Raw genomic sequence first — 21,050 nt, 5'->3', positions numbered from 1 at the left:
GCTCATAAATGAGCCTTTCTAATATCTACTTTAAATTTAGCCTAAATCACCACTAATTGCGTATTTTAAAACCCAGTTTTTTATCGGCCCCGTATTATTAGCCATTTTTAAAAACTGGCTACGTGCCCATTTAAGTGGCGCGACTTGGTTAGAAAAGCCAAAGTAACAAGCATCCATCATGCTCATCATTAATAAATTAGCCTTACGGCGAGCTCGCTCGTATTCTTTAAGTTTTAGTGGGCAACCTATATCCCCTGCATTGTCTAAAACCTCAGCAAGTGCCACTACATCCTGGAAACCTAAATTTACCCCCTGCCCTGCAAGCGGATTTATTGCATGTGCAGCGTCACCGACTAAAACCAAGCGCCCTTGTGAATAGTTGTTAGCGTGTTGGCGAGTAAGCGGAAATATTGCATGAGTTTGTACTTCAAAGTCTCCAGCAAGTTCAGGAAATTTATTAAGTATGTGCATTTTTAGCTCAGCTGGGTTTAGTCCTTTAAATGCTTGCAGTGTATTTGCATCGTCGTACCAAATTAAATTAGCGTATGGTGCCTGCATTGGCAAAAATGCGAGTGGCCCACTTGGCGTAAACTGCTGCCATGTTTTTATTTGTTGCGGCGCATCGAGTTTAATTAATACCCCCATGCAATGTTGCTGATACTGCCAGCCGGTAATTCCTATATTAGCTTTAGCACGCAGCTGCGATTGTCCGCCATCGGCTGCAATCACTAAATCAGCGGTATAGGTTTGAGCTCCATACACAAGCGTAATTAAATCATCCGTTTGCTCTATTTTAGTAATAGGTGTGGCTTGCTCAATAACCTCAATTTTATAATGATCAAATTGCTGCCATAAACTTGCTTGAATTAAACTATTTTCAATTAAGTGGCCTAAATGCGTGGTGTTTATATCGGCGCAGTCAAACAATAAATTATCACCACCGCGCTCAAATGCCTCTAATTGCTGATAAGGCGCTATGCGGTTTTGCCTTAAAAGCGGCATTGCTCCTAATTCATCAAGTAAATTTTCTGAAAAACGATTAATAGCCGACACTCTAATATCAACCTTATCACTACTAAGAATCTGTGATGGGTCTATTAGGTGTTTTTCGATTATGCGTACGCCAAAGCCCTGTTGAGCAAGCTTTATCGCCATAGCCGCGCCAACCATGCCACCACCAACTACTATCACATTATTTTTAGTCATGTTTTTCATCATTTTATTATTACTTGAGTCTGTTTTAATTGTATCAAAATTAATTTGTTTTATACCAGAGGATATCCCTAACCGCTGATTAAACTCGCCTCGTATTGATTTGAGATCACAAACATGAAAACTATACTTGGATCTGGACGGGTATCCAGCTAAAATACGCCTCCTTTAAGTGAGCATGCTTGCTCCTTAATCCTGTTTCAAGCACATTTTTGTGCCACTATCGAATTGAACACGAGGCTATATTTCAATGAGCAAAAAGCTGCATATTAAAACCTGGGGTTGTCAGATGAACGAATACGACTCTCAGAAAATGGCTGAACTTTTAGATGCCACCAACGGCTACCAGCTAACTGAAGATGCAACAGATGCCGACGTAATCTTACTTAACACCTGTTCAATTCGTGAAAAAGCACAAGAAAAAGTATTTCACCAATTAGGTCGCTGGAAGTTATTAAAAGACGACAAGCCAGATTTAATCATTGGTGTAGGTGGTTGTGTTGCCTCACAAGAAGGTGACTCTATTCGCCAACGTGCACCATTTGTAGATGTTATTTTTGGTCCGCAAACGCTACACCGTTTACCAGAAATGATTAAACAAGTGCAAGGCGACAAAGGCTCATCGGTTGTTGATATTTCATTCCCAGAGATTGAAAAATTTGACCGCCTGCCAGAGCCAAAAGCAGATGGCCCATCTGCTTTCGTATCAATTATGGAAGGCTGTTCTAAGTACTGTACTTTTTGTGTTGTACCTTATACTCGCGGTGAAGAAGTTAGTCGCCCAGTAGATGACGTACTACTTGAAGTTGCACAACTTGCAGAGCAAGGCGTACGTGAAGTAAATCTTTTAGGTCAAAACGTAAACGCATACCGCGGCGATACGCACGATGGCGAAATTTGTTACTTCTCTGATTTAATTCGTCTTATTGCAGCTATTGATGGTATTGACCGTATTCGTTACACCACATCGCACCCGGTAGAATTTACCCCAGATATAATCGACGTTTACGCCGATGTACCAGAGCTTGTAGATCACTTACATTTACCAGTACAAAGTGGTTCAGACCGTATATTAAACCTAATGAAACGTGGCCATACGGCAATTGAATACAAATCGACAATTCGTAAGTTACGTAAAATTCGTCCTAACTTAAGTATGTCGTCAGATTTCATTATTGGTTTCCCAGGCGAAAGCAAAGAAGACTTTGAAGCAACCATGAAGCTTATTAGCGACATTGGTTTTGATATGAGCTTTAGCTTTATTTACAGCGCACGCCCAGGTACGCCAGCGGCAGATTTGCCAGATGACGTAACAGAGCAAGAGAAAAAAGAGCGCTTATACTTACTACAAAACCGTATTACACAAATGGCGCAGCAAATTAGTCGTCAAATGTTCGATACAGAGCAACGTATACTTGTTGAAGGTCCTTCTAAGAAGAACCCTATGGAATTACGTGGCCGTACCGAAAACAACCGTGTAGTAAACTTTGTTGGCCCGCACACAGTGATCGGACAGTTTGTTGATGTACGTATTACCGAAGCACTACCTAACTCTTTACGTGGTGACTTAATTCGTACAGAATCAGAAATGAACTTACGACGTGAAGTCGCTCCTTCAGCTATTTTAACTAAAGCTGCAGCTGCAGAGCCAAAACCAGACACTGTTAACGAAATTGGCGTAGCTACTTTCGTTCCTTAGTCACACAATTAGCGCCAGTTAACGCTGGCGCAGTACTATAGGAAGCAATTTTGAGTAATCAGTTAAAAACATTAGAGATTTATTTAGAACCTGCCGATAACAAACGCCTTTCTTCTTTATGTGGCCCGTTTGACGAAAACATCAAACAAATTGAACGCCACCTGGCTGTTGAAATAATTCACCGTGACAACTTTTTTAAAGTAACCGGTAAACTACACAACTGCGCCGGCGCTGTAGAAATCTTAAAAAACCTTTATGTTGATACTCAGCCAGTTCGTGGTGTTTTAGGCGAAATAGAACCCGACGCTGTTCATTTAGCTATTACCGAATCAAAAGCCTTAGAGCAAGATGCATCCAGCAGCGCTTATGGCAAAGAAATGGTTATTAAAACCCGCCGTGGTGTTATTAAGCCACGTAACGACAACCAAGGTGTTTATGTGGCTAATATTTTAAACCACGACATTACCTTTGGTATAGGCCCTGCAGGTACTGGTAAAACCTACCTTGCAGTTGCTGCCGCCGTCGACGCCCTTGAGCGCCAAGAAATACGCCGTATATTGCTAACACGCCCTGCTGTAGAAGCAGGCGAAAAGCTTGGTTTTTTACCAGGCGACTTAAGTCAAAAAATAGACCCATACCTGCGCCCTCTTTACGATGCTCTTTTTGAAATGCTAGGTTTTGAAAAAGTAGAAAAGCTTATCGAAAAAAATATCATCGAAGTCGCACCGCTTGCTTACATGCGCGGACGTACTCTAAACGATGCCTTTATTATTTTAGATGAAAGCCAAAATACCACCGCCGAGCAAATGAAAATGTTCTTAACCCGTATAGGGTTTAACTCAAAAGCGGTTATTACAGGCGATATTACACAGGTCGATTTACCTCGTGGCACACGCTCAGGCCTTCGCCATGCAATTGAAGTGCTTGATGGTGTAAAAGAAATTAGCTTTAACTACTTTAAAGCCCATGACGTAGTTCGTCACCCTGTTGTAGCACGCATAGTAGAAGCCTACGAGCGTAACGACGAAAGCGAGCGACTTAAGCGCATTGAAAAGCAAAATGCAAAAGACGCACTCGCTGCTCTTCAACAGCCTACTACTAAAGAGTAATACTTTGACAACCGAACTTGATTTACAAATAGCCTGTGAGTTTGACAACCTCCCAAGCGAAGAACAATTTGCACTATGGGCCGACAAAGCCCTTAGCCAATACCGTGATGAGTCCGAACTCAGTATCGTTATTAGCGACGAAGCGCAATCGCAACAACTTAATAACGACTATCGCGGTAAAAATAAACCGACCAACGTACTGTCGTTCGAATTTGAAGCACCACCAGGCATAGATATTCCCTTGGTTGGTGATTTAATTATTTGCCCAGCCATTGTATTAGCTGAAGCAATTGAGCAAGAGAAGTCATTTCATGACCACTTTGCTCACATGGTTATTCACGGATGCTTGCATTTGCTTGGATTTGACCATATAAAGAGTGAAGACGCTTTAGAGATGGAAAGCATCGAAAAGCAATTACTTGCAGAGCTAAACATAGCAGACCCATACCGGGACGATATTTAAATTAACGGAGCAATTAGACGCAATGAGCGACGGTAACTCGCAATCTAGCCAGGGTTCTTCTGGCAAAACGTGGTTGGGCAGAATAGCCCAAATGTTGCAAGGGGAACCCCAGAATAGAGAAGAGCTGGTCGAAGTTATTGCCGATGCGCAAGAACGAGACGTAATCGATCCTGAAACAAAAGAGATGATAGAAGGTGTGCTTGGCGTGTCTGAGCTTAAAGTGCGAGACATAATGGTTCCGCGCTCACAAATGATCACTCTTGAGATAGACAGCCCGCTTGAAGAGCTAATTCCAATGATGGTTGACTCAACTCACTCACGCTTTCCTGTGGTGATTGAAGATAAAGATCATGTAGAAGGGATATTACTCGCAAAAGATTTACTGCCACTGATCTTAAATAAAGACGAGCATTTACCATCAATACGCGATTACTTACGCCCAGCAATGGTAGTACCTGAAAGCAAACGCGTAGATACCCTACTAAACGAATTTCGTCAGCAACGCTACCACATGGCTATTGTTATTGACGAATACGGCGGTGTATCGGGCCTTGTGACAATCGAAGACATTCTTGAAATAATCGTTGGCGAAATCGAAGATGAGCACGACGAAGAAGAAGATCAACAAGATATTCGACAGCTTGCTAAGCACGTATACGTAGTACAAGCGCTTACCCCTGTAGATGACTTTAACGAGTACTTTAAAACAGGTTACAGCACCGACGAAGCCGACACCATTGGCGGCACTGTATTACATGCATTTGGCCATATGCCAAGTCGCGGTGAAACAATAGACATAGAAGGTTATCAGTTTAAGGTAACCAACTCTGACAATCGTCGTATCTTACAACTGCAAGTCACCGTACCTAAGGTTGATGAAAACGACAGTGAAGACTCTGCTAACTAAACTCACCCTGTTAGCAAAAGATAAAAAAGCATGGCTCGCACTTATTGCGGGCCTTGTTTTAACTTTTGGCTACGCCCCCTTTGAAATTTGGCCCATTGTATTTATTAGCCTTGGTACCATAATTTTTTGCGTTAATCCTAATAATATCGGTAAAGCACACGCAAAAACCGCCGCTAAATATGGCTTTATATTTGGCCTAGGCTGGTTTGGTGCAGGTATAAGCTGGGTACATGTTTCTATTGCCACCTTTGGCGGTATGCCGCTTATAGCATCGCTCTCGTTAATGGCTTTTTTGTGCTCATACTTAGCACTATTCCCCGCCCTTGCCTTTTGGGCAACTACACGCTTTGCTAGTGGCCCTAAAAGCTTTGGCGCATTACTAATTGCCTGCTTTGCAATTAGTGAATATTTACGTGGCACCGTACTTACCGGTTTCCCGTGGTTAAGTTTTGGCTATACACAAACCGACGGACCACTCAGGCTGCTTGCCCCTTATATTGGCGAGTTTGGCTTAACTCTTACCTGTGTCGCTATTGGCTTTGCACTATATAGACTTACCCAAAAAGATTTTAAAACCCCGGCGGTTACTGCGACAGCTGTTGCGCTTATTTTTACAGGTGCAAATACCACAGGCAGCATTCATTACACAGATAAAAACATGTCAGTATTGCTCGTACAAGGCAACATACAGCAACACCTGCGCTTTGAGCCAAGTGAGTTTTGGACCACAATGAGCAAATACCAAGACATGACACGTCCACATTGGGATGCCGACTTAATAGTATGGCCAGAAGCCGCAGTGCCTGAAATAGAAATGCTTGCCGATTCCTACCTAGCCAATTTAGACAGTGCCGCCTCGTTTAATAAAACCGCCCTTGTAACCGGTATTGTTGACTACCAGCGAGACACCAAAAATATATTTAACACCTTAATTGTTGTCGGTAATAAAGAGCGCGGCGACGAGCATGGGCATTACCATTACCTTGATAAAAACCGCTATCAAAAACACCAGCTACTACCTATTGGCGAATTTGTACCGTTTCAAGACTTTTTGCGCCCTATTGCCCCATTATTCGATTTGCCTATGTCATCGTTTACCCGTGGCGACAAAGTACAAAACAACTTACGCGCCAATGGCTATAACTTACTCCCTGCTATTTGCTACGAAATTGTTTTTGCCGACTTAGTACGCGGTAATTACAAAAGCGACTCCGACCTACTCTTTACTGTAAGTAACGATGCCTGGTTTGGCGACTCTATTGGACCTTTGCAACACATGCAAATAGCCCGTATGCGCGCGCTCGAACTACAGCGCCCTCTAGTGCGTGTTACTAACAATGGTGTAAGCGCCGTATACGACCCTATAAGCCACACTCAACAAACCATGCCTCAGTTTGAAGCTACAACATTGAAAGCCAACATTAAGCTCATAAAAGGCGACAGCGTGTACAGCCAATACGGCAATGTGTTTGTGTGGGGATTTGTGTTGTTGATGGGAGTTGTTGGGTTTGGGGTTAGGTTGAGAAAGTGAATTAAAATTAATAGCTGTCGGTGGACAGCTATTTAAAAAAGTGTTTATTGTTAGGTTTCGCTTCGCTCTACCCAACCTACGCAAATTTACTTTTTAATCTATCCTATGCTAAAAATATAACGAGCTTTGTTCTATTTTTAATGCTTGGTGTTGCTCAATATCAGGTTTAAAAAGTTAAACTCGACTGTAATTTATAATTGGATTTTCACAGATAAACTCACCACTTTTAACGGCATACATCAATACAATATTGAGATTGAGCCTAAATGCCGACCGACTTTAACTTTATCGGTATGCGACTTTATTTCACTTACTTGCGGGAGTTTAATTAAGTATCAAATTTAAATGAGGTTAGCATACAGCATAGTAACATTTTATCGTAACCCGACTATTGGCGTCCTCGCTCCCAACTAAATAACTTTTTAGTCATAACTACTCGTTATGCTTTTTGCTTTCTATGGGGGTAGTTTACAGCAACTATCAAAACCACTTAAACTTTAGCTTTGCTGAGTGCACTCTACTCACCTGTGGCCTCAGTAGATTACAATGAATATCAATATAGCTACTTTTATTTGGTTCTATAAAAATGTCATCGCTTTTACCTAAACAATTACCAACAAACTTTCCGTTTTTATCGAATGTAGATGCTATAACACCACCTGCATATATGCTTTCATTGGTGATATTTTTTAACTCTGCAGTTATTCTTACTCGCCCATTTTCTTTAAAAATATCAGAAAGGGTAAGTTTATAATCACTCTTTAAGTCGTCAGTGCCCTCCAATGCTTTATTTGATACCTGCTCTTTAAAGCCACTATCAACTTCTGCGGCTATTGTTAGCGCGTACACACTGATACCACCGAGTGTTGCTATTACAAACCCTATCCCCCAAAAAAAGCCCTTTATAGCCTCATTAAAATTATTACTCATTTAATTCCCTTTTAATTTTTCACTACTAAATTTCGTTAACAATATACCCAAAATCACTCCTTTCACTAACCTAGTATATAAATTAAAACTTATTTTTGTAATAAGCTTTTTAAACCATAGTACCAACTAAGCGCTGCCACCGTGCCATGAGTTTCTTCTTCAAAGTAACGTTGATTTATATATAAACTATTACTCGGGTGCGCTTTTAGTTTTTGAGCAAGCTCTAAGCCCCATTTATAATTAGCCTCTCCAATTTCACCAAAAGCTGCATTATTAGCAAAAGTAAAATATACATTGCCTTGAAGCTGCTTATTTATAAGTTGTTGTTCGTCAAAATAACGATTGAGATAATTATTATCCCAAAGGTAGGTTGCATCAATAATTAAGTAATCGGTAAATAAAGAGTGATTTGTAAGTAAAACATAACTTGCGAACAAGCCGCCGAAAGATTCCCCAATTAATACCCGCTTATTTGATGTGCGGTAATTTTTATTAATGAAGGGAATAAGTTCTTTTTCAAAGAAAGCGGTGTAGTTTGCGGCATTGCCAATATTTTCAAATTTTTCGAGTAGCTTGCCGTTAAAAGTCCAATCGACATTGGTAGGGGTAAAGTCGCGCTCTCTTATCGCATTTTTACTGTTTGGAACAGCGACAATAATTGCTTGTTGAATTTGTTTTTCTAGCAGCTCAGTACTGAGTGCTTCAACAAGCCCCGCTAAGGCTTTTAAATGGGTTGGGTCGCCATCAAGCAGGTAAATAACAGGATATACTCGTTCGAGGTTTTGCTTGTAGCTTGGCGGTAAATAAACACTATAACTGCGCTGCTCACCTAAAATAATAGACTTAAGCTGATGTGTTTCTGCTAACACAATATTTTCTGACGCATACGAAGCTGTAATAAAATACAGATAACTAAACGCCATTAATAAAGCTTTCATAACCATCCTTGTAATTAATAAGAGCAAACTTAACTTTTTACAGTCTCTTCTACCGTTTCCACATTTACAACTTGATTCAAGTTACCTTTAATAACCACCGTCGCTGATATTTTATCTTGAATGGCTTGCCTGTTTGGGTCCCAATATATCTGTAAAAAGCCCAATAAGCCCGTTGCAAAGCCTGCACCGTAGCCGCCGTAGCGACCAAAACAATCTAATAAACCTAATGGCTCACCGCTTAGAGCGACAACACGGATATTACAAACCTTTTTACCCGGCGTTTGGCCGCGCCAAAGTAACGAGAACAACGTAAAGTAAACAGCAGCCCAGCCAAAACCTAAGCCCAAGTCTTGAATAATGCCTTTGCTCCACTGCAAAATACTATTTGTGCTTGTTTGTGCAGGTTTTTCTTCTATTAACTGTGTAGGCTTTATTTCGTTATTTTCACTGAGCACTAATAGTTGTAAAAGTACGGTAGCAAGTTGTGGGCTTTGTAGGTCGTCCATTTCTGCTAATTTGGGAACTTGCCCAATTAAATTATCAAACGCGTTTTGTTGGCAAGGTTGCTCACAGCTTTCATCAGCTGTTTGCGCTAAATAAGTATTTACCCGTTGCTTTTCTGTGGCGGTAAGCTGTATTTCATCTTGTATTTTTACGCCCTGAACAGCTAAACCTTGATCAGTGTTATCGTCTTCTAGGTAATCAATGCCAATTGAAAGCACAGTCAGTGCGCTTACAAATAAAATACTTGCTGCCGTTATTTTTAAGATTCTTCGCCAAACATTCGACATTTTTGGAAGGTATTGCTGTGCAGTGCCTTTATAAAAGGCCATTGCAGCGACAAACGCTATTAAAGCAGCGCTGAGTTTGGCTGCTAAAAATATCAGTGCAACATCAATAATAATCGCTAATGCACGCTGAATAGGTGTAGCTAAAGGCAAGCCCAGTAAAGCGCTGTCAATTTTAAAAGCGTAGGGTGTAATAACTTCTCGGGTTTCAGAATTTGATAATTCTAATTGTTCTATTTCTGTGGCTTTCATTTATTTTCTTGTTATTAAAATAGGTAACCCGGTTAACTTACGCGTTTTTTATTTTTTGCTCAAGGTAAAGCTATTAGAATCAATGCACAAAAAAGGGCTGCATAAAATGCAGCCCTTCATGTTTTTACTCAATGTTAATTACTTACTAGCAATTATACCGTTGGATAATCGGTATAGCCTTGTTCTGCGCCACCAAATAAGGTGTCGGGGTTGTGGCTGTTAAGAGGCTTGCCTTGCTTTAAACGTGCTGGTAAGTCTGGGTTTGATACAAACGGGCGACCAAAGCCAATCATGTCGGCCCAGCCTTCGCTAAGTGCTTTGTCTGCGCGCTCTTTGGTGTACTTACCTGCGTAAATTAATACTCCACTGTAGGCTTTGCGAATCGATTTTTTAAACTCAACACTCATTAAAGGTGCGTCATCCCAATCGGCTTCGGCTATATGCATGTAACCTACACCGGCTTTATTTAATGCCTCAGAAACCGCTAAGTAAGTTTCCTCAGGGTTTTCGTCTACTGTGCCATTAAGGGTTGTTAACGGGGCAAGTCTTACGCCTACTTTACTGCTACCAATTTCGTCACTAACAGCATCTACCACTTCAATTAAAAAGCGTATGCGGTTTTGCACACTGCCACCATATTCATCGGTGCGAGCATTTGACTCTGAGTCTAAAAATTGATTAATAAGGTAACCATTTGCAGCATGAAGCTCTATGCCATCAAACCCTGCATTAACTGCATTTTTAGCTGCTTGGCGAAATTCGCCTATGACATGCGTAATATCTTGTTTGCTCATTTCGCGTGGGAGTTGGGTATCTACAAACCCCGGTGCGCCGTTTGTATCTACAAATACTTTTACGTCTTTTGCGGCAATGGCCGATGCAGAAATAGGCTGCACGCCACCAGTGTTGTCACTGTGGGTAACACGGCCAACATGCCAAAGCTGAGCAAACATCACTCCACCAGCGCTATGTACTGCGCTTGTTACTTTACTCCAGCCTGCAACTTGCTCATTTGAATAAATACCCGGAGTCCAAGCGTAACCTTTACCAAGCTCACTAATTTGTGTGCCTTCGCTTACAATTAGTCCGGCACTTGCGCGCTGTGCGTAATATGTTGCCATTAAGTCGTTAGCTATATCGCCAGGCTGCGTTGAACGCGAGCGAGTCATTGGGGGCATAACAATACGGTTTTTTAATGTTTTACCTGCAAGTTCTATTGGTTCAAAAAGTAATGTCATAATGCCTCCTAAGTTTGATTGCGCTCATAATAACGTAACCAAGCACATGCAAAAACAACAAAAACTGCAAAATAGTTTTGTTGTATCTGCAATAAAGCCACAAAGTAAAACACATTAACTTTAGGTGAACTAAATGTATTTAATTGACTCTTAACAGCACTATTAAGTCGAGGGTTTGATGTGAATAAAGGGAATGCATGGCCGTGGATTATCTCGTTGTGTATACACGCTATTGTGTTGTACTTTTTGTTTTCGCAATCTATTAAAGTTGCGCCGCCAAAACAGGAAAAAAACGCAATAATACTGGCCTATGTTACGGTTAATTTAGCAAGCCTACCTAAGCCAAGCTCAGTTGTTACAACAACCAATGCGCCTGACATAAAAACTGTAAACACTAAAACTGATGCACCAAATTCAGTGACCTCTAACACTACACCTATAAAAAAAGATTCTACAAAAGCCAAAGTAAGGGTAACTAAAAAAACGCAAGCCAAAACCATCACGTTACCAAAGGCACAAACAGAGCTTAAAAAAGCCCCTGTAAAACCTGTTGAACCCCAGTTAGCCGCGCCTTCAGAGCCTACAACAAAAGCTTCTCAAACATTTAAAAAGCTAAATCCATACGCGCCGCTATTTGGCTCTCCTGTAAATAATATGACTCATAAAAAAATGGTCTCCTTTGGTGAAGATAAAAACCCTGAAAATGATGAGATAAACAATAAGCCCACAATTAAAACGCCAGTAAAATCTGATAATTCAGAAGTTATTAGCCAAAATACAACTGGCACACGACGATTAGAAAAATTTAACGGTAAATGCTATTTAATTGATACTTCAACCGTATTTGGTAGTAATGGCATGCCTCAAGGTAGCGGTAAACCCTGCCCTGAGGATAAAACTGATAAAGAAATTAGGTTTGAAAAAATCATGAAAAAATGGAGCCGTAAAAATAATTAGCTTTAAATAAGTGAACAAATAATATGTTTATCCGTATTGACAAGCTTAAAGTAATTAGGAGTAAGCCATGATCACCAAACAACTATCCTCACTTTTTGTATTTAATTTATTAGTTGTAAGTGCACAAGCTAATGCAAACCAGCGCTGGTACGTTATTAACGACTCAGTAATGGGCGGTGTATCTAATAGCCAAGTAACACAAACTCAAGAAAGTTTGCTTTTTACAGGCAATGTTTCGCTTGATAATAACGGCGGTTTTGCATCAATACGTACAGAGCTAAATACACAAAGCCAAAACACTAAAGCTATAGCACTGCGTGTTAAAGGCGATGGACAAACCTATCAGCTCAGGCTCAGAACAACCAATTACCTTGATGGCGCAGCGTACACCCACTCATTTAAAACTGTAAAAAATGAATGGGTAGATATAAACTTTGCTCCGAGTGATTTTACTTTAACGTATCGCGGACGAGTGCTTGAGCAACAACCTATTATTGATTTTGATGATATAAAACAGCTAGGTTTTATGATTGCAGGCAAGCAAGAAGGTCAATTTAAACTTGAAGTGAGTAAAATTGAGTTTAAAAGCTAACCCACCAGCCTGTTGGTGGCGCTAAATAGTATAGTCGTCGCCCCGCCTCTTTAGTTCACTAATAACCAGTTCAACCATTTGTTGCTTTATTGCCGCTTGCTCTAATTTTAACTCCCCTAATTGCAGCTCTAACATATCTATTTGATCTTGCTGTTGCGTATTTTTATATTTTTTAGAACCTAGGTGCTCTGCATCTAAAACTGAATTTGCATCACTTTTATTTAGCTCATTGGCGCTGCTATCGATGGTTAAACTTCGCTGTACGGGGCTTTGTTTAAGTTTATTAATTTGCTCTTGCAGCGCAATAACTCGCCCAGTAAAGTGCTTGTATACTTTTTCTAGGTTTTTATATTGATTGCCAAATGTAGCGTTATCTTCACTATACTCTTCGGCTTTGGTATCTAGAAACTTTGATAACACATATTTTGGCTCTTCCTCATTTTCTTCCTCGCTCTTTTCTTCACTCGCTTTTTCAACAGGTAGTTTATCTAATTGCGCTAAAGTTTGAGTATTTGAGCTGTGTACTTGGTATGCAATGGGAGCCGCTAAAATCTTCATTATTTTATCCCTAAAATAGCTTTGTAACTATTATGGGTATCGACCTCGTATTAAAATCCTTGAGTAAATTTTATTGTTAGCTAAAAGCAAAAAGCCCCACTTTATTAAAGTAGGGCCTTAGTAGTTTATTACTTCAAATAAAATTACGACTCAATAGCCAGTAACTCTACTTCAAAAATAAGTACTGAAGCAGGAGGAATACTCCCTACTCGCTTTTCACCGTAGGCAAGTTGGTGCGGTACATAAAAAATGTATTTATCGCCTGGGCTCATCAGTTGTAAGCCCTCAGTCCAGCCTTTAATCACTTGGTGCAAGCCAAAGCTAATCGGTGTTTTACGCTCTACTGAGCTGTCAAACACCGTGCCGTCGATTAGTGTGCCGTGGTAATGCACGTTAACCATACTTGTTGGGCTTGATGTGTTTTCACTCTCACCTTTGTGTACTATTTTGTACTGCAAGCCAGAAGCTGTTTCTACTACACCTTCTACTTTTGCGTTAGCGGCTAAGTAATCTGCCCCTATTTGTGCATTTATGCCTGCTTGTTGTTTTGCTTTTTTACTATTTTGAAATATTAAAAAACAAAAAATGGCGATAACCACCGCCAAAATTATATTGATCATTATTAACCTTTTTCGTTATCTAGTTCTTCGTCTTTTTCGTCATCGTTATCGCCATTTACTATGTCGGCAATTTCTTTAAGGCGAGCAAGCGCAATTCCGTTTACTGAGTTTTCTGGATACTGGTCATCAATAATATCGCCAGCTTCTATATCCATTAACAGGTTAAGCGCTTGGTCTACGGTTTCAACTGCGTAAATATTAAATTTACCCGCTTCAACCGCATTAAGTATTTCGTCATCAAGCACTAAGTTAACTTGGTTTGATTTAGGAATGATAACGCCTTGCGAACCTGTTAAGCCACGCATTTTACACAGTTTGAAAAAGCCTTCTATTTTTTCGTTTACGCCACCAATAGCCTGTACATCACCATGTTGGTTAATAGAGCCTGTAAGTGCAATTGATTGGCTAATAGGTAGGCTTGTAATAGACGAAATAAGCGCACACAACTCTGCCAAAGATGCACTATCGCCATCTATATAACCGTAGCTTTGCTCAATAGCGATATTAGCGCTAAGCGTTAAGCTAAAGTGCTGTGCGTATTTATTACCTAAATAACCGGTAAGTAGCATTACCCCTTTTGAGTGAATTGCTTTACCAAGCTCGGCTTCACGTTCAACATCTATTACGCCATCGGCGCCAGCATAAACCGTTGCCGTAATACGCGCAGGGGTACCAAAAGAGGTATCGCCAATGTGTAATACGGTTAAGCCATTTACTTTACCAATGGCTTGGCCGTCGGTTGCAATAAGTGTATGACCTTCTTTTATATCGCTTAACATGTTTTCACTAATTTGGCCGGTACGGTATTGCTTACCTTCAATGGCTTCATCAATATGATGCGCATCTATAACAGTTAATTTATCTTGTTTTGCGTAGTAACTTGCCTCTGCAACTAATTCAAGTACATCAGCAAAACGCGCAGAAAGCTTATTGTGATGCTCTGCTTGGCGGTAGCTAAACTTAAGTAAACGCACCATAGCAGCTTGCGTGGTAGTGCACTTTAATGTTTGCTCGCAGTACTCGGTAACTTTAGTTATAAATTGGTACTGTAATTTATCGCTACTTGGTAAGTAGTAATCAAAGTCAGCTAATACTCTAAATAACTCTGCAAACTCTTCATCGTATTCACCTATGGTGTAATACAGTTCGCGCGAGCCTAATAAAATAATTTTCACGTCAAGCGGTATAAGCTGCGGGCGAAGTGTAAAACTACTGCCTACTGAGCTATCTTGATACGGTAAGTCGTTTTTAATTTGATGCGTTTTAAGCGAAAGTTTTAAACCATCCCACACTTGAGGGTTAGCCATTACCTTTTCAGCATCCATAATTAAATAACCGCCATTAGCACGGTGCAATGCTCCTGGCTGAATAGAACGATAACTGGTAATTAAAGACCCTTGCGATGTGGAATACTCAATTTTACCAAATATATTACCAAATGTTGGATTGGGCTCGTAAACCACGGGTGCTGCATCGTCTTCTTTAAACTCAACTAAAATATTAGGTGCAAAAAAGTCGGTAAGCATGCCTTTACGATCAAAGTCTTCTTTGCTTTCTTCGCTTTCGTCTTCGTCATCGAGCCATTCAAGTACCGCGTCTATAATTTCAACGCGTATATCTTTTAAATAACGCAGTACACCAATATGAGTTGCATATTTATGTTCTAAGTCTTTTAAAAGCGGTTTTGTGGCCTGCTCTGCAGTCGACTTTTTAAGATTACGCTGTTTTTCTTTTGATTCGCGCTTCCAGCGTGGCAGCTCAATTAACGCTTCTATTAATGCATCTTCTAGCTTTTCAATTTTTTCAAAAAACTCTTCGCGTAACGTTTCTTCAAGTTCGCCAAATTCGCTATCGCTTAATTGTTTACCATCTACAAGCGGTGCAAACCCAACTGAATTTTTTTCTTCGACTAATGCAACACTTTGCTCAAATGCCGCAATTTCTACTGCGGTAATAGCGCTGTCGTAGGCATCGTTAAATTCACGGTCGATTGATTTTTTTTTGCGTTGATATCCTGGGTTATCAAATGCAGCAGGAAATGTGTCGAGTACTTCATCTAAAAATGAATCTATGTCGTCACTAAGTTGCTTGCTTTGCCCTGCATGCATAAACAGCGCAATAGGCTCTCTGTGGTCATCGTAATTATTTACGTATAACCATTCGTTTGGGGTTGGGCGGTCTTTTGCATGTTGCTTAAGTTTATCTTTAACAAGCGTAAAGCGCCCATGGGCAGCCTCGCCCATTACATAAACGTTATAACCCGGCAGTTCCATCCCTAAAGAGAAATCTAAGGCACTTTGGGCGCGTTGTTGGCCTATAAATGTTAGTTGCTCGGGGTATGGATTGCTCATACACGTATGTACGTGATTAGTAGAAATACTCGGTGCGAGCTTTGAAACAGATAGTGGCAGCAATTTTTTCGTCATTCTAACTTCTTTTTTTACCAACATATTCGCTGGCCTTTGGGCGTATTAAGTGGCCCGCAGCCACTTAATACTTATATTTAAGGGTGCAGCGCCTTACGACTAAAATAGATTCCATCACATTCAATACACGGTGTAATTTGTGTCGCGTGATAAACATCGTAACTATGAGTGCAATTCTTACATACTAATGTGCCCATGGCTATCCATTCGCCTGCGTGATACACACCATTGTGCTTAAAATCTTGACTAAGAGATTGCCACTCAAGCTGAGTTTTATCTTCTATGTGCGAAAGCTCAAACCATAATGATTCTTTAAGCTCTTGCCATGCAAGCGAATTATAGTGCGATTCGTTTTCTTGGACATGTTCTATATCGCGCTGTAAATAACTTTTATATAAAGCGTATCTTTCTTGCCCTAAATCTTTAAGTGCCTGCTCAGATTCAACAAATCGAGTAACTGCGTCTTTTACTTCATGATCTTTTACATCTTTTAGCCATTTGGTTAAATCGCCAAGCCATGCTTTATAATCTGCCATTTTTTACTCCTTCAAAATTGCTGTTAAATCACCCTATAACTTAGATAAGTATAGGTTAACCTGAACTGAAGGTTAGAATTTATCAAAACCGCGTTTTTGACGCTGTGAATAGCACTTTATTTGGGGTATCCTAATGGCAATTTTTTATTAGTTTGCAAGAAGTCTGGAACCATAGATGCAAGAGCAATATAACCCGCAAGATATAGAGTCAAAAGTACAAAGCTACTGGGAAGAAAACCAGGTATTTAAAGTCACTGAAGATGAGAGCAAAGAAAAGTATTATTGCCTTTCTATGTTTCCTTATCCGAGTGGTCGACTGCATATGGGTCATGTACGTAACTACACCATTGGTGATGTTGTTTCTCGTTTCCAGCGTCTGCAAGGCAAAAACGTAATGCAACCTATGGGTTGGGATGCGTTTGGTTTACCTGCAGAAAACGCTGCTATTAAAAACAAAACAGCTCCTGCTAAGTGGACATACGAAAATATTGATTACATGCGTAACCAACTTAAGCAATTAGGCTTTGGTTATGACTGGGATCGCGAAATTGCGACGTGTCATCCAGAATACTACAAGTGGGAGCAGTGGTTTTTCACTAAGCTTTACGAAAAAGGCTTAGTGTATAAAAAAATGTCGACGGTTAACTGGGATCCAGTGGATCAAACTGTACTTGCTAACGAGCAAGTAATAGATGGCCGCGGATGGCGCTCTGGTGCAGTGGTTGAGCAAAAAGAAATTCCACAGTGGTTTATTAAAATTACCGACTACGCACAAGAGCTACTTGACGATTTAGACAAGTTAGAAGACTGGCCAGAGCAAGTTAAAACAATGCAGCGCAACTGGATTGGCCGCTCTGAAGGGTGTGATATTGAATTTAAACGCACCGATAACGACGAAACTTTTAGCGTATATACAACTCGTCCAGACACCTTTATGGGTGTTACGTATGTTGCTGTTGCCGGTGGTCACCCTATTGCACAAGAAGCCGCTAAAAATAGCGATGCTGTTGCAATGTTTGTTGAAGAATGCAAAAACACCAAAATTGCCGAAGCAGACATGGCAACAATGGAGAAAAAAGGCATAGCAACAGGCTTTTACGCAACTCACCCATTAACGGGCGAGCAAGTACCAATTTGGGTCGCTAACTTTGTATTAATGCATTACGGCTCAGGCGCTGTTATGGCGGTACCTGCACACGACCAACGCGATTTTGAATTTGCAACGGCTTACGGCCTTGATATTAAACAAGTAATTGCACCGGTTGAAGGCTCAGATCTTGAAGTAAACCTTGAGCAAGAAGCATTTACCGACAAAGGTGTACTTGTAAATTCAGGTGAATTTGACGGTCTTGATTTTGACGCTGCGTTTAAAGCTATTGCCGACAAGCTTGAAGCACTCGGTGTTGGGGAGCGTAAAGTAAACTTCCGTCTACGTGACTGGGGTGTGAGCCGTCAGCGTTATTGGGGTTCTCCAATCCCAATGCTTAGCGACGAAGAAGGCAAAGAACTTGCAGCAACAGAAGATATGCTACCAGTTCGCTTACCAGAAGATGTGGTAATGAACGGTGTAACGTCACCTCTTAAAGCAGACCCAGAATGGGCTAAAACAACAGTAAATGGCGCACCTGCGTTTCACGAAACTGACACGTTTGACACCTTTATGGAATCATCTTGGTACTACGCACGCTACTGTAGCCCACGCTACGACGAAGGCATGCTAGATCCAGCGGCTGCTAACTATTGGTTACCAGTAAACCAATACATTGGTGGTATTGAGCACGCTATTTTACACTTATTGTACTCGCGATTTTTCCATAAATTATTACGTGACTTTGGTTTAGTAAATTCAGACGAGCCGTTCGACCGCTTACTTTGTCAAGGTATGGTACTTGCTGAAACATTTTATCGTAAAGATGAAAAAGGCGGCGATGTATGGATTTCGCCAAGCGATGTAAATACCGAAACCGATGACAAAGGCCGCGTAACTAAAGCATGGCATAAAGAAGATGGTGAGCCGGTATTCTCATCTGGCATGAGTAAAATGTCGAAGTCTAAAAACAACGGTATAGACCCACAACAAGTAATTGCCCAATACGGTGCAGATACAGTGCGTTTATTTATGATGTTTACAGCACCACCAGAGCAAACGCTTGAATGGTCAGACTCAGGTGTTGAAGGCGCACATCGCTTCTTAAAACGTGTATGGAAATACGCAGTAGATGTTAAAACAGTAGGTTACCAAGCACTTGATAAATCAGCGCTCACTAACCCGCAAAAAGTACTACGTCGTGACTTACACAAAGCAATTGCTAAAGTGACTGATGATGTTGAACGTCGTCAAACCTTTAACACCGCTATTGCAGCCATTATGGAGCTTTCTAATAAGTTATTAAAAGCACCACTGAGCGACAAACAAGATGTAGCGATTGCTAACGAAGCACTTGAAGCATTAGTTATTATGCTTGCACCTATTACTCCGCATTTATCACATGAGCTTTGGAAAGAGCTTGGTAAAGAAGGCGAGATTTTAGATGCAGCATGGCCAAAAGTTGATGAGTCGGCACTTGTTGAAGACGAAAAGTTAATTATTGTCCAAGTAAACGGCAAGCTTCGCGCTAAGTTAACAGTGGCAGCTGATGCCACTCAAGAGCAAGTAGAAGCCCTTGCGTTTGCAGAATCTAACGTAACTAAATTTACGGATGGCGCAACTATTCGTAAAATCATTTACGTACCAGGTAAACTACTTAACGTGGTAGCTAACTAATATGGCTGCATTTAACGCCATTAAAAATGGACTAGCCTTAGTGCTAGTCTGTTTTTTGTTATCAAGCTGTGGCTTTCATTTAAAAAAAGCCTCTAGCTTGCCTGATAACTTAAAACAGCTAACACTTGTAGGCGATGATGAAAAATCGACTTTATTTACTGAGCTTAAAAAAGAGCTTAAAGCGAGTAACGTAGAGCTTGTATCGTCAGCTAAAGATAAAGCCCAATTGTATTTACGCAAAGAAAGCATTGAACGCCAAACACTTTCGCTGTTTCAAAATGGTCAGGTTGCTGAATACGAACTTGCTTATGGCGTGTCGTATGTAGTTAAACGCCCAGGCGAAAAAGCGATAGAAAAACGCTTTGAGCTTTATCGTAATTACCAAGACGATCCTGATCATGCATTAGCTAAAGCAAAAGAGCTTGAGCTACTCATTAGCGAGATTCGTGAGCAAGCCAGTCGTCGTATTGTTAGAGAGCTGTCGCAACTATAATGCGCTGCTACGCTAATCAACTACCGAGTGAATTAAATAAAGGGCTAAAGCCCTTTTATTTAGTATTTGGTGAAGAGCCTTTTCAAGAAGCGCAGTGCGTGCAACAAATTCGCGACTGTGCTAAGCAACAAGGTTTTGATGAAGTAATTAAGTTTACTTTAATGCAAGGATTCGATTGGCAAGAAATCATAGCCCAGTATCAGAGTATGTCGCTGTTTAGCGCCCGCACTATTATTGAGCTTGATTTAAACCAACAAAAGCCAGGCGTTATTGGCAGCAATACCTTTAAAAAAGTAGTTGAGCTGGTTAATCCCGATACTATTTTAATTGTTAAAGGCGCTAAAGCCAGTCAAGAAGTACAACGTGGTGCATGGTTTAAAGCTCTTGATAAGCAAGGCGTATTTGTACCTTGCTACCCACTTACTGGCTCTCATGTAAAACGATGGCTTGATGAGCAATGCCAACGTTTATCACTTAATATGCAAAGCGACGCCAAAGTAAGCTTAATAAATGCCACTGAAGGCAACTTATTAGCCTGTTTTCAGGAGCTTGAAAAGCTCTCACTACTACACGGCAATGCATTAATTACTCAGCAACTAGTTATGCAAGGGCTGTTAAATCAAGCCAAGTTTGATATTTTTGATTTAAGCGATGCACTATTAAATGGCCACGCTAAACAAGCTATAAAAGTACTAAACAAACTTGCCAGCGATAACACCGAAGTGGTGAGTATTTTGTGGGCTATAACCAAAGAGCTTAATACACTTATAAGTGTGCAACTTGGTTTATTAAATGGCGAACCTATTGCTAATTTATTTAAACAAAAAGCAATTTGGAAAAACCAACAAGGTCCAGTTCAAAATGCTATTAACCGTTTAAATATGCACACACTAGAACAAATAAATAGTGATGTTGCGTTGTTTGATGCCAGTTACAAGCAAGGTAATTTAATTGCACCTTACCAAGCGCTTGCTCATATTTGTATTAAATTTTGCCAGCCGCTCAACATTCCTATGCCGTGCCACGCGGTTAATTAA

Annotated in this window: 19 protein-coding genes; 10 read left to right on the top strand and 9 right to left on the bottom strand. The window is 40.6% G+C overall.

All coding sequences use genetic code 11. The features are described from left to right. Window positions 1-36 precede the first annotated feature (36 nt). Window positions 37-1,206, bottom strand: a complete 1,170-nt coding sequence (locus H5122_RS00635) for an FAD-dependent monooxygenase (protein ID WP_259395741.1) — start codon at window positions 1,204-1,206, stop codon at window positions 37-39. A gap of 256 nt (window positions 1,207-1,462) precedes the next feature. Here H5122_RS00635 and miaB point away from each other — a divergent pair, with 256 nt between their 5' ends. Genes miaB through lnt form a run of 5 tightly spaced genes read left to right on the top strand, consistent with a single transcriptional unit; the run spans window position 1,463 to window position 6,921 of the window. Beyond that, window positions 1,463-2,911: a tRNA (N6-isopentenyl adenosine(37)-C2)-methylthiotransferase MiaB gene (gene miaB / locus H5122_RS00630; RefSeq protein WP_002958544.1), complete on the top strand. Its 1,449-nt coding sequence runs from the start codon at window positions 1,463-1,465 to the stop codon at window positions 2,909-2,911. A 50-nt stretch (window positions 2,912-2,961) separates the two neighbouring features. Next, the gene (locus tag H5122_RS00625) at window positions 2,962-4,020 is read left to right on the top strand and encodes a PhoH family protein (RefSeq protein WP_182682085.1); all 1,059 of its coding nucleotides are present in this window, start codon (window positions 2,962-2,964) and stop codon (window positions 4,018-4,020) included. 4 nt (window positions 4,021-4,024) lie between these two features. Beyond that, window positions 4,025-4,483: an rRNA maturation RNase YbeY gene (ybeY, locus tag H5122_RS00620; protein WP_024596412.1), complete on the top strand. Its 459-nt coding sequence runs from the start codon at window positions 4,025-4,027 to the stop codon at window positions 4,481-4,483. A 22-nt stretch (window positions 4,484-4,505) separates the two neighbouring features. Further along, on the top strand, window positions 4,506-5,390 hold the full coding sequence (corC, locus tag H5122_RS00615) for a CNNM family magnesium/cobalt transport protein CorC (protein WP_182673865.1): 885 nt from the start codon (window positions 4,506-4,508) through the stop codon (window positions 5,388-5,390). Continuing rightward, window positions 5,371-6,921 (top strand): apolipoprotein N-acyltransferase, encoded by a 1,551-nt coding sequence (gene lnt / locus H5122_RS00610; RefSeq protein ID WP_182682083.1) that lies wholly within the window; start codon window positions 5,371-5,373, stop codon window positions 6,919-6,921. The genes corC and lnt overlap by 20 nt, the downstream gene beginning before the upstream one ends. Window positions 6,922-7,401: 480 nt before the next feature. On the opposite strand, the gene H5122_RS00605 is transcribed toward lnt, so the two are convergent. The 4 genes from H5122_RS00605 to H5122_RS00590 all read right to left on the bottom strand — a co-directional run bounded on the left by H5122_RS00605 (window position 7,402) and on the right by H5122_RS00590 (window position 11,067). Then, entirely contained in the window at window positions 7,402-7,851 is a 450-nt protein-coding gene (locus H5122_RS00605) for an ATPase (protein ID WP_182671335.1), read from the bottom strand. A gap of 89 nt (window positions 7,852-7,940) precedes the next feature. After that, window positions 7,941-8,789 (bottom strand): alpha/beta hydrolase, encoded by an 849-nt coding sequence (locus H5122_RS00600; protein WP_182682081.1) that lies wholly within the window; start codon window positions 8,787-8,789, stop codon window positions 7,941-7,943. 29 nt (window positions 8,790-8,818) lie between these two features. Next, entirely contained in the window at window positions 8,819-9,829 is a 1,011-nt protein-coding gene (locus H5122_RS00595) for an RDD family protein (RefSeq protein WP_182682079.1), read from the bottom strand. Window positions 9,830-9,981: 152 nt separating this feature from the next. Next, entirely contained in the window at window positions 9,982-11,067 is a 1,086-nt protein-coding gene (locus H5122_RS00590; RefSeq protein WP_138489391.1) for an alkene reductase, read from the bottom strand. A 180-nt stretch (window positions 11,068-11,247) separates the two neighbouring features. On the opposite strand from H5122_RS00590, the gene H5122_RS00585 reads away from it, so the two are divergent. Both H5122_RS00585 and H5122_RS00580 read left to right on the top strand, forming a co-directional pair. Beyond that, a complete protein-coding gene (locus H5122_RS00585; RefSeq protein ID WP_182682078.1) occupies window positions 11,248-12,024 on the top strand; it encodes a hypothetical protein in 777 nt (258 codons plus the stop codon). A gap of 67 nt (window positions 12,025-12,091) precedes the next feature. After that, a complete protein-coding gene (locus tag H5122_RS00580) occupies window positions 12,092-12,616 on the top strand; it encodes a CIA30 family protein (protein ID WP_182682076.1) in 525 nt (174 codons plus the stop codon). A gap of 21 nt (window positions 12,617-12,637) precedes the next feature. Here the strand turns inward: H5122_RS00580 and H5122_RS00575 are convergent, their stop codons facing one another. The 4 genes from H5122_RS00575 to H5122_RS00560 form a co-directional block, all read right to left on the bottom strand. Continuing rightward, window positions 12,638-13,174, bottom strand: coding sequence for a hypothetical protein (locus H5122_RS00575; protein ID WP_182682074.1), 537 nt, complete (start codon window positions 13,172-13,174; stop codon window positions 12,638-12,640). A gap of 143 nt (window positions 13,175-13,317) precedes the next feature. Beyond that, on the bottom strand, window positions 13,318-13,794 hold the full coding sequence (locus H5122_RS00570) for an FKBP-type peptidyl-prolyl cis-trans isomerase (protein ID WP_182682072.1): 477 nt from the start codon (window positions 13,792-13,794) through the stop codon (window positions 13,318-13,320). 2 nt (window positions 13,795-13,796) lie between these two features. Next, entirely contained in the window at window positions 13,797-16,220 is a 2,424-nt protein-coding gene (locus H5122_RS00565) for a Lon protease family protein (RefSeq protein WP_223231687.1), read from the bottom strand. A 77-nt stretch (window positions 16,221-16,297) separates the two neighbouring features. Further along, window positions 16,298-16,756 (bottom strand): zinc ribbon-containing protein, encoded by a 459-nt coding sequence (locus H5122_RS00560; protein ID WP_002958528.1) that lies wholly within the window; start codon window positions 16,754-16,756, stop codon window positions 16,298-16,300. Between the two features lie 175 nt (window positions 16,757-16,931). On the opposite strand from H5122_RS00560, the gene leuS reads away from it, so the two are divergent. The 3 genes from leuS to holA are packed head-to-tail and all read left to right on the top strand — an operon-like array spanning window position 16,932 to window position 21,050. Beyond that, window positions 16,932-19,520, top strand: a complete 2,589-nt coding sequence (gene leuS / locus H5122_RS00555; RefSeq protein ID WP_182682071.1) for a leucine--tRNA ligase — start codon at window positions 16,932-16,934, stop codon at window positions 19,518-19,520. A 1-nt stretch (window position 19,521) separates the two neighbouring features. Further along, on the top strand, window positions 19,522-20,013 hold the full coding sequence (gene lptE / locus H5122_RS00550) for an LPS assembly lipoprotein LptE (RefSeq protein ID WP_010554703.1): 492 nt from the start codon (window positions 19,522-19,524) through the stop codon (window positions 20,011-20,013). Next, window positions 20,013-21,050 (top strand): DNA polymerase III subunit delta, encoded by a 1,038-nt coding sequence (gene holA / locus H5122_RS00545; RefSeq protein ID WP_182682070.1) that lies wholly within the window; start codon window positions 20,013-20,015, stop codon window positions 21,048-21,050. The genes lptE and holA overlap by 1 nt, the downstream gene beginning before the upstream one ends.

The organism is Pseudoalteromonas sp. SG43-8 (genome assembly GCF_014164245.1).
Classification (GTDB): domain Bacteria; phylum Pseudomonadota; class Gammaproteobacteria; order Enterobacterales; family Alteromonadaceae; genus Pseudoalteromonas; species Pseudoalteromonas distincta.
Note: the sequence above shows the minus strand (reverse complement) of the source record. Positions and strands in the feature narration are given on the sequence as shown.

Coding starts and splice junctions, on each gene's coding strand:
- H5122_RS00565 (WP_223231687.1), bottom strand. CDS start 16,220: ATGACGAAAAAATTGCTGCCACTATCTGTTTCAAAGCTCGCACCGAGT.
- corC (WP_182673865.1), top strand. CDS start 4,506: ATGAGCGACGGTAACTCGCAATCTAGCCAGGGTTCTTCTGGCAAAACG.
- H5122_RS00635 (WP_259395741.1), bottom strand. CDS start 1,206: ATGACTAAAAATAATGTGATAGTAGTTGGTGGTGGCATGGTTGGCGCG.
- H5122_RS00590 (WP_138489391.1), bottom strand. CDS start 11,067: ATGACATTACTTTTTGAACCAATAGAACTTGCAGGTAAAACATTAAAA.
- H5122_RS00595 (WP_182682079.1), bottom strand. CDS start 9,829: ATGAAAGCCACAGAAATAGAACAATTAGAATTATCAAATTCTGAAACC.
- H5122_RS00600 (WP_182682081.1), bottom strand. CDS start 8,789: ATGAAAGCTTTATTAATGGCGTTTAGTTATCTGTATTTTATTACAGCT.
- holA (WP_182682070.1), top strand. CDS start 20,013: ATGCGCTGCTACGCTAATCAACTACCGAGTGAATTAAATAAAGGGCTA.
- H5122_RS00570 (WP_182682072.1), bottom strand. CDS start 13,794: ATGATCAATATAATTTTGGCGGTGGTTATCGCCATTTTTTGTTTTTTA.
- H5122_RS00580 (WP_182682076.1), top strand. CDS start 12,092: ATGATCACCAAACAACTATCCTCACTTTTTGTATTTAATTTATTAGTT.
- H5122_RS00575 (WP_182682074.1), bottom strand. CDS start 13,174: ATGAAGATTTTAGCGGCTCCCATTGCATACCAAGTACACAGCTCAAAT.
- H5122_RS00560 (WP_002958528.1), bottom strand. CDS start 16,756: ATGGCAGATTATAAAGCATGGCTTGGCGATTTAACCAAATGGCTAAAA.
- H5122_RS00605 (WP_182671335.1), bottom strand. CDS start 7,851: ATGAGTAATAATTTTAATGAGGCTATAAAGGGCTTTTTTTGGGGGATA.
- leuS (WP_182682071.1), top strand. CDS start 16,932: ATGCAAGAGCAATATAACCCGCAAGATATAGAGTCAAAAGTACAAAGC.
- lptE (WP_010554703.1), top strand. CDS start 19,522: ATGGCTGCATTTAACGCCATTAAAAATGGACTAGCCTTAGTGCTAGTC.
- miaB (WP_002958544.1), top strand. CDS start 1,463: ATGAGCAAAAAGCTGCATATTAAAACCTGGGGTTGTCAGATGAACGAA.